This window comes from Alkalicoccus daliensis, from assembly GCF_900103955.1.
Taxonomy (GTDB): Bacteria; Bacillota; Bacilli; order Bacillales; family Salisediminibacteriaceae; genus Alkalicoccus; species Alkalicoccus daliensis.
Map to the genome: position 1 here is coordinate 733,607 of NZ_FNIL01000001.1, position 15,681 is coordinate 749,287.

At 41.5% G+C, this 15,681-nt stretch carries 15 protein-coding genes and 1 tRNA gene; 2 read left to right on the top strand and 14 right to left on the bottom strand.

Features of this window, described 5'->3' with window-relative positions; genetic code table 11:
• Positions 1-335: 335 nt before the first annotated feature.
• Positions 336-1,517, bottom strand: a complete 1,182-nt coding sequence (locus tag BLP92_RS03590; protein WP_244516635.1) for a DNA polymerase IV — start codon at positions 1,515-1,517, stop codon at positions 336-338.
• Positions 1,518-1,694: 177 nt separating this feature from the next.
• Here BLP92_RS03590 and BLP92_RS03595 point away from each other — a divergent pair, with 177 nt between their 5' ends.
• The gene (locus BLP92_RS03595; RefSeq protein WP_090840644.1) at positions 1,695-1,892 is read left to right on the top strand and encodes a hypothetical protein; all 198 of its coding nucleotides are present in this window, start codon (positions 1,695-1,697) and stop codon (positions 1,890-1,892) included.
• Between the two features lie 82 nt (positions 1,893-1,974).
• Here BLP92_RS03595 and BLP92_RS03600 read toward each other — a convergent pair whose 3' ends face one another.
• Genes BLP92_RS03600 through BLP92_RS03615 form a run of 4 tightly spaced genes read right to left on the bottom strand, consistent with a single transcriptional unit; the run spans position 1,975 to position 7,177 of the window.
• The gene (locus tag BLP92_RS03600; RefSeq protein ID WP_090840646.1) at positions 1,975-3,087 is read right to left on the bottom strand and encodes a M20/M25/M40 family metallo-hydrolase; all 1,113 of its coding nucleotides are present in this window, start codon (positions 3,085-3,087) and stop codon (positions 1,975-1,977) included.
• Positions 3,088-3,140: 53 nt separating this feature from the next.
• Positions 3,141-4,691, bottom strand: a complete 1,551-nt coding sequence (locus BLP92_RS03605) for an acyl-CoA carboxylase subunit beta (protein WP_090841084.1) — start codon at positions 4,689-4,691, stop codon at positions 3,141-3,143.
• Entirely contained in the window at positions 4,675-5,520 is an 846-nt protein-coding gene (gene mce, locus BLP92_RS03610) for a methylmalonyl-CoA epimerase (RefSeq protein WP_090840648.1), read from the bottom strand. Before mce ends, BLP92_RS03605 begins: the two co-directional genes overlap by 17 nt.
• Before the next feature lie 13 nt (positions 5,521-5,533).
• Positions 5,534-7,177: an acyl-CoA mutase large subunit family protein gene (locus BLP92_RS03615; RefSeq protein WP_090840651.1), complete on the bottom strand. Its 1,644-nt coding sequence runs from the start codon at positions 7,175-7,177 to the stop codon at positions 5,534-5,536.
• A gap of 130 nt (positions 7,178-7,307) precedes the next feature.
• Here BLP92_RS03615 and prli42 point away from each other — a divergent pair, with 130 nt between their 5' ends.
• Positions 7,308-7,397, top strand: coding sequence for a stressosome-associated protein Prli42 (prli42, locus tag BLP92_RS17935; RefSeq protein WP_168006330.1), 90 nt, complete (start codon positions 7,308-7,310; stop codon positions 7,395-7,397).
• Between the two features lie 97 nt (positions 7,398-7,494).
• Here the strand turns inward: prli42 and BLP92_RS03620 are convergent, their stop codons facing one another.
• The 9 genes from BLP92_RS03620 to buk form a co-directional block, all read right to left on the bottom strand.
• Positions 7,495-8,472 (bottom strand): aromatic acid exporter family protein, encoded by a 978-nt coding sequence (locus BLP92_RS03620; protein WP_090840653.1) that lies wholly within the window; start codon positions 8,470-8,472, stop codon positions 7,495-7,497.
• A gap of 107 nt (positions 8,473-8,579) precedes the next feature.
• A tRNA-Arg gene (locus BLP92_RS03625) sits at positions 8,580-8,654 on the bottom strand.
• A 66-nt stretch (positions 8,655-8,720) separates the two neighbouring features.
• Positions 8,721-9,086, bottom strand: coding sequence for a hypothetical protein (locus BLP92_RS03630; protein ID WP_090840655.1), 366 nt, complete (start codon positions 9,084-9,086; stop codon positions 8,721-8,723).
• A 157-nt stretch (positions 9,087-9,243) separates the two neighbouring features.
• Complete coding sequence (locus BLP92_RS03635) at positions 9,244-9,672, bottom strand: BrxA/BrxB family bacilliredoxin (protein WP_090840657.1); 429 nt, start codon at positions 9,670-9,672, stop codon at positions 9,244-9,246.
• Positions 9,673-9,835: 163 nt separating this feature from the next.
• On the bottom strand, positions 9,836-11,116 hold the full coding sequence (locus BLP92_RS03640; protein WP_090840659.1) for a dihydrolipoamide acetyltransferase family protein: 1,281 nt from the start codon (positions 11,114-11,116) through the stop codon (positions 9,836-9,838).
• Positions 11,117-11,138: 22 nt separating this feature from the next.
• A complete protein-coding gene (locus tag BLP92_RS03645) occupies positions 11,139-12,122 on the bottom strand; it encodes an alpha-ketoacid dehydrogenase subunit beta (RefSeq protein WP_090840661.1) in 984 nt (327 codons plus the stop codon).
• Positions 12,123-12,126: 4 nt separating this feature from the next.
• Positions 12,127-13,122, bottom strand: coding sequence for a thiamine pyrophosphate-dependent dehydrogenase E1 component subunit alpha (locus BLP92_RS03650; protein ID WP_090840663.1), 996 nt, complete (start codon positions 13,120-13,122; stop codon positions 12,127-12,129).
• A 22-nt stretch (positions 13,123-13,144) separates the two neighbouring features.
• The gene (gene lpdA / locus BLP92_RS03655) at positions 13,145-14,572 is read right to left on the bottom strand and encodes a dihydrolipoyl dehydrogenase (protein WP_090840665.1); all 1,428 of its coding nucleotides are present in this window, start codon (positions 14,570-14,572) and stop codon (positions 13,145-13,147) included.
• Positions 14,573-14,600: 28 nt separating this feature from the next.
• Complete coding sequence (buk, locus tag BLP92_RS03660; protein ID WP_244516636.1) at positions 14,601-15,680, bottom strand: butyrate kinase; 1,080 nt, start codon at positions 15,678-15,680, stop codon at positions 14,601-14,603.
• Position 15,681 lies beyond the last annotated feature (1 nt).

The window sequence follows — 15,681 nt, forward strand, 5'->3', positions numbered from 1 at the left end:
ATCGTTAAAGAAAGGGATCAGCGATGGTGTCCGTTTTCTCTTTCGTTACAAAGCGATGTTTATTTCCCTCTTTTTAGATGCAGATTTTTTGCACAAAAAAAATTGTAATTGTTTTATATTGTAATCATGAGAAACCCCGCTCCCAGCCGAAAAAGCAGCAGTTGATTAACACAGAACCGTACATTGGAAGAGTCAGGCTGCTGCTTCTGCTGATCGGCGAAGCCTAAAAATCCATCCAGAAGTCGATTCTGGATGGATTAATTAGGCGACTATGCATAGCGTGAAAAAAGGCAGGGAGGCGTGAATAATAAAAACGGCAAGGCTTATAAAATTTTTTAATTAAGAGGAGGCTGATTAAAACCGCGCCTGACTTTTCCTTCGCCGAATTTTTTATTTAAATTCTCTAAAAGCTCTTCTCTTTCCCAGCTTTTTTTATCTGACTGGTAAGAAAATAAATCCAGCTGTTTATTCGCCTGGCCCTTTGGGACCAAATCTATTCCGGTAACCCCTACTAAACGTACAGGCTTACCGTTCCAGCTGTTTTCCCAGATTTTAATTGCTGTAGAAAGAATTATACTGCCATCATCCAGAGGAGCAGGAAGCCTGGCTGATCTCTGCACGGTTTCCCAGTCAGCGTATCGTATCGTAAGCTGAATTCCACTCGCATAAACATGCTTTTTTTTAAGTCGTTCACTTACAGAATCACTCATAAGAGTTAATGCTGGATAAACATCTTTAGTGTCTACAGCATCCTCCTCCAAAGTACGGGAATGTCCGATACTTTTAAATTGCTTCGCCTCTTCCGGATCTACCGGTCTGTTATCTATACCATAAGCTCTTTCATACATTCTTCTGCCTCCCGCGCCAAAAATCCGCGAAAGCTTTTCAGGGTCCTCTCCTGCAATGTCTCCTATTGTTTTTATACCGTGATGTTCGAGTTTTTTTGCAGTTTTTTCACCGATTCCATGCATTTCCACGGCAGCCATCGGCCATAACTTTGTAGATACCTCTCTTTTTCTAAGCACAGTAATTCCCATAGGTTTTTTCATATCACTTGCTGTTTTTGCAAGAAATTTATTAGGGGCAATGCCTATACTGCTTGGGAGCCCTAATTCTTTTAAAAGCCTCTGCTGGATTGTTTCTGCCATGTGAATCGCCGAATTACGGCTGGTTGTATGTGTGACATCCATATATCCTTCATCAATAGATACTGGCTGTACTAGTTCTGAATATTCCATTAAGATCTGAAACATTTGTTTAGACTTTTCCCTATAACGTTCAAATCTGGGTTCTTTTACAATGAGGTCCCTGCACAATTTCTTTGCTTCCCAAAGGGGCACAGGCGGTTTGATGCCTTTCGCTCTTGCCTCATAACTGGCAGTGACGACGATCCCCTTCCTTTTTTTTGCATTTCCTGCTATCGCGAGGGGTTTTCCCAACAGTGATGGGTCATCTGCCACTTCAACAGATGCATAAAAGCTGTTCATATCTACGTGGAAAACTACACGGGCTGTCACCGAATCATCCCCTTGTGAAACGTACGTTCTATTTATCTATATATTAACACATTCCCTTAATATAGTTGTAATGCAGGTGTATTAATTTGGATAAATACACATACTATTATAGCTTAACCCCTTAAATTAAGATGGCAAAGTATGTTACAATACTTACAAGAAAGGTGGTCGATAATTATGACAGGCTTGTCTTCTTTTACTTCTTCTTACCATTCTGTACTTCATCTTGTACTGGAAGCGGTAAGTGACCATGCAGTCCAAAACAGACCATCACCTACGATCAAACAGATTTCTATGCAAATAGGACATTCTGAAGAAACCATATTAGAATCGCTCGAATACGGCATGTTAGAACAAGTTTCAATTTTACAGTAAAATGAGTTTTTAAAAAGGGATCTCCCGGCTTTGAAAATGGTCGACGCCGGGAGATCCCTTTTTCATTTATTACCTGAAACTGCTACTTCGTTGATTGATGAATAATTTCCATTACCAGCTGCGTTAATTTATTTAATTCTGCAATTGCTATTTTTTCATCAGTAGTGTGGATATCTTCATAGCCCACTCCTAAATTAATAGTAGGAATGCCGTGTCCTGCTATGATATTTGCATCACTTCCGCCGCCGCTCTGTTTGATATTAGGTTCCCGCCCAATTCTGTTCACAGCCTGCTTAGCAATAGCAACTACTTTATCATCTTCTGCCTGCTTGTACCCTGGATACACAATATGCACATCTACTTCGGCTTCCGCACCCATTTCATTAGCTGCATTTTCAAAAGCTGCTTTCATCTTATCTGTTTGCTGCACCATTTTTTCTTTCACCAATGAGCGAGCCTCGGCTTTAATTTCTACCCTATCGCATACCACATTTGTCTGCGTTCCGCCTTCAAATCTTCCTATATTTGCAGTAGTTTCCTCATCAATTCTTCCAAGCGGCATAGCAGCGATTGCTTTAGAAGCTACAGCAATCGCAGAAACTCCTTTTTCCGGTGCAACGCCGGCATGAGCTTTTTTTCCATGAATCGTGGCAAATATTTTTGATTGATTAGGCGCTGCGGTAACAATGTCTCCGACCGGTCCGTCACTGTCGAGTGCATAGCCGAACTCAGCTTTAATTTTACTCATATCCAGGTGTCTTGCTCCCAGCAGACCTGATTCTTCTCCTACAGTAATCACAAACTGAACTGTGCCATGTGTTGCTCCACTTTCCTGTATTGACCGAACAGCCTCGATCATGGCCGCAATTCCAGCTTTATCATCAGCTCCGAGTACCGTCGTTCCATCCGAATAAACATAACCTTCTTTTACAATCGGATTAACATTTAATCCTGGTACTACTGTATCCATATGCGAAGTGAAATAAATAGCTGGTGCTGATATGCTGCCTTCCAAGGTGCAGATAAGATTTCCTGCCCCGTGGCCGGTATGTTTCATTGAATCGTCTTCCTCCACCTTCATTCCAAGCTCCTGAAATTTTTTAATCAATACGTCTGCAATTTCTCTTTCATATTTTGTTTCCGAATCAATTTTTACTAATTCTAAAAATTCATTTAACAGTCGTTCTTCATTCATTTAAAACATCCTCCTAAAACAATATGTACGAACCCGATTGTATCATAAAGCTTCTAAAGAGGAATGTTTCCATGCTTTTTGGTTGGACGATACTCGGTTTTGTTTTCCAGCATTGTCAGGCTTTCCATCAATTTTTGTCTCGTTTCCCGGGGATCAATAACATCATCGACCATCCCATTCGCTGCAGCAATGTATGGATTTGCAAATTTTTCGCGGTAGAGCTCAATTTTTTCTTCCCGTGTACTATCAGGATTGTCACTTTCTCTTATTTCTTTTGCAAAGATAATATTAGCGGCTCCATGGGGGCCCATTACTGCTATTTCGGCATTGGGCCATGCATAGACCATATCCGCACCAATTGATTTACTATTAAGCGCTACATACGCACCTCCATAGGCTTTACGGGTAATTACGGTAATTTTAGGAACTGTGGCTTCCGAATATGCATATAAAATTTTTGCTCCGTGCCTGATAATTCCTCCATGTTCCTGCTGAACACCTGGAAGGAAGCCAGTAACATCTTCAAAAGTAATAATAGGAATATTAAAGCTGTCGCAAAAACGGATAAACCTTGCAATTTTATCAGAGGAATTGATATCCAGCCCCCCCGCCATCACTTTTGGCTGATTAGCAATAATTCCGGCAGGTTTACCTCCCAATCTCACAAAACCAACCACTGCATTTCTCGCAAAATTTTGCTGCACCTCAAAAAATGATTCACTGTCTGCTATCTGCATAATCATTTTTCTTACATCATATGGCTTTGCAGGGTCGAACGGAATGTAATCCAAAAGATCATATAAGAACTCGTCTTTGTTTACATATTCCACCACGGGAGCACTTTCTCCCTGATGCTGCGGAAGATAGGAAAGTAACTTACGTACCTGGCTTAACGCTGCCTCTTCCGTTTCAGAAGAAAAATGTGCATTTCCACTTATAGAGTTATGCACATCTGCTCCGCCTAACTCTTCAGCTGAGATTTTTTCACCTGTAACTGTTTCAATTACTTTAGGACCTGTAATAAACATTTGACTGGTCTTTTCCACCATAAAAACAAAATCCGTAATCGCAGGGGAATAAACTGCTCCACCTGCGCAGGGCCCCATAATTACAGAAATCTGCGGAATTACACCCGAATAAATTGAATTCCGGTAAAACACCTGCCCGTATCCATCGAGAGAAAGAACACCTTCCTGTATTCTGGCACCGCCGGAATCATTTAATCCGATAAAGGGGGCTTTATTTTTTACAGCAAGGTCCATGACATTGGCGATTTTTTTGGCATGCATCTCTCCCAGTGCACCGCCATAGACAGTGAAATCCTGTGAAAAAAGAAAGACTTTCCTGCCTTCTATTTGTCCATAGCCTGTAACGACACCTTCTCCTGGTGCAGAGCCCTTTTCCATTCCAGGTTCGTTAAAACGGTGTTCAATAAAAGGCTGCAGCTCTACAAACGTCCCCTCGTCCAGAAGAATATCTATACGTTCCCGGGCAGTGAGCTTTCCTTTTTCATGCTGTTTTTTTCTTCGTTCGTCACCCCCGCCTAATTCTACTTTTCTTCTTTTATCATATAGTTCATTCAGTTTGTCATACATATCCATCAGCTGCTTCCTCCTTTTTCTCCAGCAGTTCAATTAATGTACCATCCGCTGCTTTAGGATGAATAAAAGCTATTGGATCACCTTTCGCTCCTTTTTTAGGAACTTCATCTATTAATGGTATGCCTGATTTCTTCATTTGATTCAGCCTCTCATCAATACTGCTTACAGCGACGGCAATATGATGCAGTCCTCCTCCTCTTTGATCAATAAATTTCTGGATGGGGCTGTTTTCTCCCATCGGTTCTAATAGTTCCAGCGTAACCGAAGCTAATGGAAGAAATGCAACACGTACTCCCTGTTCAGGTACTTCCACTACATTATCTATTTCTAATTGAAAATGGGTAGTGTAGAAAGCTGCAGTCTCTTCAATTGAATTCACCGCAATTCCTATGTGATCAATACCGATTGGTTTCGTAAAAAACATAGACTCTTCCCCGTGTTTTTTTCTTACAGCATCTTCTATATAAGCGGCAATTAATGAAGTCGGTGTGCCGGGTGTGAATATTTTATCAATACCTTGTTTTTCCAGGGCAATAACATCATTTATCGGAATGACTCCTCCCCCGATCACCATGATATCTTCTGCAGATTCTTCCTGAAGCTGCTTAATTACTGCAGGAAAAAGGACATTATGTGCTCCGGAAAGGCTGGAAAGTCCTATGACATCTACATCCTCCTGCACAGCCGCTCGTACTATCTGGGCGGGAGACTGGCGCAATCCAGTATATATAACTTCCATTCCTGCGTCCCGCAGTGCCTGTGAAATAACAAGCGCTCCCCTGTCATGACCATCGAGTCCGGGTTTTGCAATAAGTACTCGTATTTTTTTCATATGCTCCTCCCCCTTATACAGAATATTCACCAAATACACCGCGCAGCGTATGACATATTTCTCCAACTGTCGCATATGCTTTCACTGCTTCCAAAATATCGTACATTAAGTTCCCTTCTCCTGAGGCTGTGTCTTTAAGCTGCTGTAGTGAAAGTCTCACACGTTCGTTATCTCTTTCCTTTCGCAGCTCTTTTAGCCGGTTCAGCTGATTTTCTACAAATGTTTCATCTACCGTCATTACGTCCGGAGCCTGCTCTTCCCCACTCTGAAATTTGTTTACTCCTACAACGATATCTTCTTCTTTTTCCAGCCTTTTTTGTGCATCATAGGCTGCTCGGTGAATTTCCCTTTGCATATACTGTTTTTCGACCGCACTCACTGCGCCTCCAAGCTTTTCAATATGATCAATATAGCGGAATGCTTCCTCTTCGAGCTGGTCGGTAAGTGCTTCCACATAATAAGAGCCGCCTAATGGATCTATAGTATTCGCAATTCCAGTTTCATGCGCGAGAATCTGCTGCGTTCTGAGTGCAATTCGTGCACTTTCTTCTGTCGGAAGAGAAAGCGCCTCGTCTTTTGAATTTGTATGAAGGCTCTGGGTTCCCCCAAGTACTGCTGCCATTGCCTGCAGGGCCACTCGTATGACATTGTTTTCCGGCTGCTGTGCAGTCAGCGTAGAGCCTGCAACCTGTGTGTGAAAACGCATCTGTTCACTTTTTTGTTTTTTAGCCCCAAAGCGCTCTCTCATCAGCTTTGCCCACATTCTTCTCGCTGCACGAAATTTTGCAGTTTCCTCAAAAAAATCATTATGCCCATTAAAGAAAAAAGCAAGTCTTGGAGCAAAATCATCTATATCCAAGCCTGCTGCAAGCGCAGCTTCTACATAAGCAATTGCATTTGCCATCGTGAACGCAAGTTCCTGCACTGCAGTCGATCCTGCTTCCCGTATGTGATAACCACTGATACTGATTGTGTTAAACGACGGGGCATTGTCTGCACAGTATGCGAAAATATCAGTAATTAGACGCATGGAAGGCTTCGGCGGAAATATATAAGTCCCTCTTGCAATGTATTCTTTTAAAATGTCATTTTGAATTGTTCCTCTTACCTGACTTGCCTGTACCCCCTGCTTTTCCGCTACAGCTATATACATGGCAAGCAGGACTGCAGCCGGAGCATTAATGGTCATAGACGTACTTACATCTTTTAAAGAAATCTGATCGAATAACAATTCCATATCTTCCAGAGAATCTATGGCGACTCCTACTTTTCCTACTTCTCCAAGAGACATAGGATCATCTGAGTCATAGCCGATTTGTGTAGGGAGATCGAAAGCTACTGACAGGCCGGTCTGCCCTTGTTCCAGCAGATATCTGAAACGACTATTTGTTTCTTTGGCAGAACCAAACCCCGCATACTGCCTCATCGTCCACAGCTGTCCACGGTACATTGTATGACGAATTCCCCTGGTGTAAGGATACTGCCCTGGAAAACCAAGTTTATCTATGTAAGCGCTGTCAAAATTGTTCGGAAAATAAGCTCTCTTCACTTCCAGCTGAGAGCCGGTAGTAAATTCATCTTTTCTTTCCGGCCGCCTGGAAAGATTCTTTTTTACTTCGTGCTGCCACTTCTCATAAGCAATTTTATACTCTTCCATAATATCCTCCTTAAGCTGGTGAATATGTATTCATTATAACATATCTTTCCTTTTGCCACCTCTACTCTTGAAAACGATTGCTATTAAAGATAAAATAAAAGCAGAACAAGTCAATGAGGAGGGAAAAGGTATGCCTCGAAAGTTTCGCAAAGCGATTGTGTATATGATGATTATTGTAATGTTTTTAGGAACAGCACTTATGGGAGTGTCCTACTTCTAAAGAGAATAAAACCAATTTAAATTACCCTGCTGCAGCAAAGCTGCAGCAGGGTAATTTTGTATGCAGTGAAATATCGTGCGTGCCAGCACCAATCTGACTATTTATCTGACTCGAACACACCATATTTTTTTGTAACTTTAAACTGCTGTTTAATCCATAAATACTGATCCAGCTCTCTGACAAGATGAGCTAAAGCAGAGCGCGCTTCAAATTCATCTCTTGTATCAGGCAACGGCATTTCTTTAAAGGAGTTCTGTAATTTTTCCAATTTTTCTATATACAGGTGTGCTGTATTTGCCGGATGAACTCCTTCTGCAAGATCATCCATAAAAGCAGCAAGCATGTCAGCCTGTTCCACATGATAATCTATAGATGTCAGCAGCGGCATCATTCTCTCTATAATATCCAGCTGTTTCTCTCTCATCTTAAAATAGTGGTAATAGCTGTCTTCGTACCTGAATATATGGTTTTCAAGATTCTGCATGGCTAAATTTTTTGCATTTATTAACAGTTCTGATGCTTCTGTTATTTCTTTGCCGTTCCACTTGTTGTCTCCATTTTTTATATAAGCAGCAAATTCATGAAAAATCTTTGCATAAAGACTTTCAAGTTCCTCCTGGTAAGAATCCAACACGGATTCGTTACTTGGAATGTAAATATTCATCAGCAGTGCTATGCCTACACCTATGGAAATAAGCGCAAGTTCATTTAACATCAGTTCTGCAGTAAGAGCTCCAGCTGTATAAACGTGAAACATAATTACTGCGCTCGTAACAATGCCTGAAGTAATTTTAAGCTGTACAGTGATAGGAATAAAAATAAGGAGCAGAAGAGCTACACTTATAAAATGATATCCGATCAATTCAAAAATAAGACCTGCAGCTGCAAGTCCCAGGAAACAAGCAAGCATTCTCTCCCAGGCACTTTGAAACGACTTTTTTCTTGTTTTTTGAATACATAAAATTGTTAAAATTCCCGCTGAAGCAAAAAATTCCAACTGCAGCATCTGGGCAATTAAAATCGCGACAGATGCTCCTACCGCTGTTTTTAAAGTACGATATCCGATACCAAACATAATTTTATCGCTTCTTTCTTTTTACGATTCCAAGCAATTTCAAGTGTAAACTATTTGCTTTGTAATAACAAAAAACCTCCAGCAGACTGGAGGTTAACATTATTAAATGGCGCGCCCGCCAGGATTCGAACCCGGAACGCGAGAGCCGAAATCTCGTATGATATCCATTTCACTACGGGCGCCTAAAGTGTCGCAGCTTTTCACCGACACTAGATAATTATAGCAGTATAACTTAATAATAGCAAGCACTATTCATTCTTAAATTTTTCATAATCCTCGAACATCTTTTCAAATCGGGCATTCATTTGTTCCTCATTATAGCCTTTACGAGCGAGTCTTGCTGCAAAATTTTGTGCCCAGAGTGTAAGACGCTTAGACATACGCGCATACTTTTTAGTTTCTTTTTGATTCGTAACTTCCTTTGCACGTCCATCTGCATTTGACATTACATTTTCCGAAATAAATAATGCTTTCCAGATGTGATCCTCATCAAATTCGTCTGCATGATCATTAAAATACTTCATCACTCTTTTGTAGTAATCATCAAACTGTTTAAATGGAATTTCCTCTTCCTGATTTAAATACATATGTATCTCTTTATACAGTTCTTGCATTAATCCACCACTCCTAAAAATAGTTTCGGACGATTGTGCTGACGATTTAAGATTATAGCATACTACTTGTTTATTGCATAGCCCCAGTGAGAGGCCCCCTTAACTTTAAAGGGAAAAGAGCTGCTCCCTATTTTGTCAGAACAGCTCTTAACAGAAATTACTTTTTAAAATGAGCATCGAAATGAGACTCAAGTTTATTTACTACCTCGATAGGCTCATGTCCTTCAATTTCATGGCGTTCCACCATTGCCTTAATTTCTCCATCTTTAATAAGCGCAAAAGACGGGGAAGATGGAGGGTATCCAGTGAAATAAGATCGGGCCTTTTCTGTAGCTTCCTTATCCTGACCTGCGAATACCGTTACAAAACGGTCAGGCTGCACCTCATAATTCTTCATGTAGGCAGCAGATGGCCGGGCAATACCTCCAGCACACCCACAGACAGAGTTAACAACTACAAATGTAGTACCCTCCTGTGAAAGAGTCTGCTCTACTTCTTCTGCCGAAGTCAGCTGCTGATAACCAGCCTGGTCCATATCTTGACGAGCGGATTGAACCACATCGTTCATAAACATTTGGAATTCCATGTAATATCACCCTTTCCTTATAGTTTCTATTTCTATTTTACACGTTATACTGAATAATTTCCAAAGATAGTTCTTATCCAATTTATAATTGGATAAGCTGCTGAACTGAAATTCAATCCAATCGGATTTTGTATTCAGTAACGCTTCAGAAAATCGGGTGGTGTTAATAAATTGTTGTATTTGATTCATTAATGCTTTCTAAGCTTGTTTTAATATCATTCATAAACTTTCCGCATATTAACCCATCAAGTACCCGGTGATCGAGGGACATACATAAATTCACCATATGTCTTACTGCTATTGCATCGTTTTCCATGATAACAGGACGCTTCACGATGGATTCTACAGATAAAATTGCTGCCTGAGGGGCGTTGATAATAGGCTGCGACTGAATAGAACCAAACGACCCTGTATTATTTAAAGTGAAAGTACCTCCCTGCATATCCTGGGAAGTTAATGAGCCGGTACGAACTTTCCCTGCTATATCATTTAAAGCACGAGCCAGGCCTGTAATATTTTTTTCGTCAGCATTTTTTATGACCGGAACATATAATTCTTCATCTGCAGCTACTGCCATGGATAAATGAACATCTTTATAACGGATGATTTTATCTTCTGCCCACTTCGCATTTACCTGTGGATATTTTTTAAGAGCATCTACGACAGCTTTCATAAAGAATGGAAGATACGTCAGTTTAAAGCCTTCCTGCGAAGCAAACTCGTTTTTCTTTTGCTCCCTGAGCTTGACCAGGTTTGTTACATCTACTTCCACCATCATCCAGGCATGCGGCGCATTATGTTTAGACTGCACCATATTTTGTGCTATGGCTTTTCTTACCCCGCTTACAGGAATTTCTTCGGTCCTTCCCTGTCCGCCTGCTGGGGCAGAGAGACTTGGAGACGTCGCTGCATGAGAAGGAGATGAAAATTCTGATTTTACGGGAGCAGCTTCCTGCTCTTTTCCGGACTCCTGACCGTTTTCAATAAGCGCCTGAATATCCTTTCGAGTAATCCTTCCCCCTCTTCCGCTCCCATCGACTTTAGACAAATCAATGTCGTTTTCCTGTGCCAGCCTCATAACTGCTGGAGAATATCTATTTTTAGAGGAATTATCACTTTCTGCTTTAGGTGATTCTTCCGCGGGTGAAGTGGATGTTTCCTGATCCGGCTGCTCTTTAGATGTTTCCGGAGTTTTTTCCGGCTGGCCCTCCACATTCATTGTACAGATTACTTCTCCAACAGCAATCGTCTGATCTTCTTCTGCAATTAATTTTTCAATTGTTCCGCTGAAGGAAGACGGGACTTCTGCATTCACCTTATCTGTCATTACTTCAGCAAGGGGATCATATTTATTTACTTTGTCTCCCGGGGAGACGAGCCATTTTGTGATAGTCCCCTCAGTAACACTTTCACCTAATTGGGGCATTGTAATTTCAGTCGCCATTTTCTCTCCTCCTTTAACTCAATTAAAATTCAGCTAAATCACGAATTGCTTTTTGAATCTTATCCGTATTCACCATAAATGCTTTTTCCAACGGCGGTGTATATGGCATCGCCGGCACATCAGGCCCTGCCAGCCGCTCTACAGGGGCATCGAGTTCGAAGAGGCAATATTCTGCAATTATTGCGGCTACTTCGCTCATAATACTTCCTTCTTTATTATCCTCGGTAACGAGCAGCACCTTCCCGGTTTTTGTCACTGCTTCCTTGATTGCTTCTTTATCCAGAGGATAAACTGTACGCAGATCCAGTATGTGTGTTTCGACGCCGTCTTCGGCCACTTCTTCTGCCGCCTGTTTGGTAAAGTGTGTACATAACCCGTAGGTGATAACAGTTACGTCAGATCCTTCTCTCGCAACAGCTGCTTTTCCAATCGGTACTGTGTAATCCTCTTCAGGTACTTCTTCTTTTAACAAGCGGTAAGCCCGCTTATGTTCAAAGAATAGAACTGGGTCATTTGATCTTATTGCCGACTTCAATAACCCTTTTGCATCATATGGATTTGAAGGGATGACAATTTTCAGGCCTGGAGTGTTTGCAAAAAGGGCTTCCACTGATTGGGAATGATAAAGCGCTCCGTGCACTCCCCCTCCAAAAGGTGCACGTATTGTAATAGGACAAGTCCAGTCATTATTGGAACGATAACGGATTTTAGCAGCTTCAGATACTATCTGGTTCACCGCAGGCATAATAAAATCTGCAAACTGCATCTCTGCCACAGGCCGCATGCCGAACATTGCTGCACCAATTCCTACACCTGCTATCGCAGATTCAGCTAGAGGGGTATCTATTACTCTTTCTTCACCAAAAGCCTCATATAACCCATCGGTGGCACGAAAAACTCCGCCTCTTTTTCCAACATCTTCTCCTAGCACAAAAACATTTTCATCACGTTCCATTTCTTCATGCATCGCTTTTGTAATTGCTTCGATATATGTCATCACAGGCATAAGATTATTCCTCCTCGTAGACATACTGCATCAGCGTATCTGCTGAAGCGTAATCTGCATTTTCCGCATAGTCAGTAGCCTCATCAATTTCTCTGCGCAGCTTGGATTTAATTTCTTCCTCAACTTCTTCTGTAAGTATATTCAATTCACGTAAATATTCGCTGAAAGTGTGAATAGAATCAATTTTCTTCGCAGCGTTGACTTCTTCCCGGGAGCGGTATGTGCTGTCATCATCATCACTTGAGTGAGGAGTAAGACGATAGGAAACTGTTTCTATCAGAGAAGGGCCTTCTCCCTTTACGGCACGTTCCCTCGCATTTTTAATAGCTTCGTATACTGCGAGTGGATCGTTCCCATCTACAGATTCCCCGTAAATTCCATATCCGGCAGCCCTGTCGGACACGTGTTCAATATTCAGCTGTTTATCCAGTGGCACTGAAATTGCGTATTTATTGTTTTCACACATAAAAATTACAGGAAGATCATGTACACTTGCAAAATTAATCCCCTCATGAAAATCTCCCTGATTGGAAGATCCTTCGCCAAAAGTAGTAAATGCTACAAAATTCTGTTTTTTCATTTTTGCAGCGAGTCCGAAGCCAACTGCATGCGGTACCTGCGTCGTTACAGGAGAAGAACCGGTAACAATACGTTTTGCTTTATAGCCAAAATGTCCGGGCATCTGACGCCCCCCTGAGTTTGGATCTTCTGCTTTCGCAAAAGCAGATAACATCAGATCTTTGGCTGACATCCCAAAATGAAGCACTACTCCCATGTCCCGGTAATACGGAAGTGCAAAATCCACCTCAGTATCCAGTGCCATAGATGCTCCTACCTGAGCTGCTTCCTGTCCTTGACAAGAAATTACAAAAGGTACTTTCCCAGCTCTGTTCAACAGCCACATTCTTTCGTCAATCATTCTTGCTTCAAGCATCGTCTTATACATCGTCAAAACCTGATCGTCTGATAAACCAAGCGCGTGATGTCGATTTTCTGTCATTATTAAAACCTCCTTTAAACGATTAGCCGTGAATTTGCTTTCCTTCCACTGCTAGTGCAGCTTCTCCTATTACTTCTGATAAACTCGGATGCGGATGAATGGACTCTCCTATTTCCCAGGCAGTAGCATCCAGGAATTTAGCAAGGGCAGCTTCCGAAATCATATCGGTTACGTGAGGGCCAATCATATGAACACCCAGCAGATCATCACTCTTTTTATCAGAGATTAATTTTACGAACCCGTCAGCATCTCCATATACCAGTGCCTTGCCTACACCCTGGAAAGGAAATTTACCGACTTTAATTTCATATCCCTGTTCCAATGCCTGTTCTTCCGTCAGCCCTACACTCGCGACCTCCGGGGAAGAATATGTACAGCGGGCTACAAGAGAGGGGTCTACGGGATGCGGCTGAAGTCTTGCCAGGTGCTCCACTGCTGCAATACCTTCGTGAGATGCTACGTGGGCAAGCTGCATTCCTCCGATCACATCACCAATCGCATAGATATGAGTTTCTTTTGTCTGGTAATGTTTATTAACCTTTATTACACTATTTTCTACTTCAATATCTGTATTTTCGAGACCTATATTTTTTACATTGGCTTCTCTTCCAACAGAAATAAGTACTTTTTCAGTAGTGGCAGTTTCGCTTGCTCCTTCTCTTTCATAAGGAATAATTACATTTTTATCAGCAGCTTTAATATTGGCAGCATCCACTTTTGTATTTGTAAATATTGAGATTCCCTTTTTTTTCAGAGATTTTTCCATTTCTTTAGAAATTTCTTTATCCTCGGTTGGCAGCAGGCGTTCTGTATATTCAAAAATAGTTACATCTACCCCGAAGTCAGCAAACATGGAAGCCCACTCTACACCGATTACCCCGCCTCCGATAATAGAAAGCGATTCAGGCAGTTCTTCCAGCATTAAGGCTCCATTGGATGAAAGGATTTTTTCTTCATCTATTTCCAATCCAGGCAGTGATCTCGGACGGCTTCCTGTAGCAACGATGACATTCGAAGGTATCAGCATATCGTTTTCTTTATCTTCTTCTTCGTACTCCACAGAAATAGTACCTGGAGTAGGCGAAAAAATAGAAGGTCCTAAAATACGGCCAAATCCGTGGTATACATCTATTTTCCCTTTTTTCATTAGGTTTTGTACACCTTTATGAAGCTGATTGACAATCGACTGCTTCCGCTCCATAACTTTCGAAAAATTTAATGACGGTGCTTCTGCAGATACTCCAAAATTTTCCGATTCTTTTACTGTTTTAAATACTTCGGCACTTCTTAAAAGAGCTTTACTGGGAATACATCCTTGATGCAGACAAGTGCCCCCTAGCTTTGACTTTTCTACTACTGCGACACTCAAATTCAACTGAGCAGCTCGTATTGCGGCTACGTACCCGCCTGTACCAGCTCCTAATATGACCAGATCATATTTTTCAGCCATAGGTATCTCTCCTTTTCAATGAATTTCTCTACGAAATACTGTATTCTTTTGATTTTTCCTGCCCTCTTAACACGCGCAATGTCCCGGCAGTCAGTGCTTGAAGTTCATTTTCTCCTGGATGTATAACTACTCTTGATATCCATTTTACACGAGAAGCAATTTTCTGCACAAATTCTTTTCCATAAGCTAGTCCTCCGGTTAAAATGATCGCATCCACTTTTCCTTCCAGCACCGCTGCATTTGCGGCTATTTCTTTGGCAATTTGATAAGCCATGGAGTTATAAACAAGTTCTGCTTTTTCATCCCCCTGAGAAATACGCTTTTCCACTTCCACCGCATCATTCGTTCCCAGATAGCCTACAAGCCCACCCTGACCGACAATTTTTTTCATAATTTCATCGGAATAAAAATCTCCCGAATAGCACATGGAAACTAAATCACCTGCAGGTACAGTTCCTGCTCTTTCAGGTGAAAAAGGCCCTTCCCCATGCAAACCATTGTTTACATCGATAACACGTCCATATCGATGCGCACCTACGGTAATACCACCGCCCATGTGTGTAACTATCAGCCGCAAATCTTCATAGGAACGGTCCAGCTGCTCTGCTACTTTTCTCGCTACTGCTTTTTGATTCAGCGCATGAAATATACTTTTTCTTTCAAAATCAGCAAAACCTGAAACTCTCGCTACATCTTCAAGTTCATCCACAACCACTGGATCTACTATAAAAGATTCAATGTTTAACTGGGAAGCTATTTCATAAGCGAGTATACCTCCCAGATTTGAAGCGTGCTGCCCTGCATATCCAAGCTTCAAGTCATGCAGCATATCCTCATTAACTTTGTATGTGCCGCCTTCGATTGGCCGCAGCAACCCTCCGCGGCCCACTACCGCTGAAAGCTTCGATAAATTGATCCCGGCCTGGTCGAGCGTCTGCAATATCATATCTTTACGAAATGAATATTGATCAATAATTGTATGATAAGTATCAATTGTATCTCTGTCATGTCTAATTGTTTGTTCCAATATTTCCTGTTCGTTATCAAATACACCAATCTTAGTTGAAGTTGAACCTGGATTAATGGCTAATATACGAAAATGTTCCACT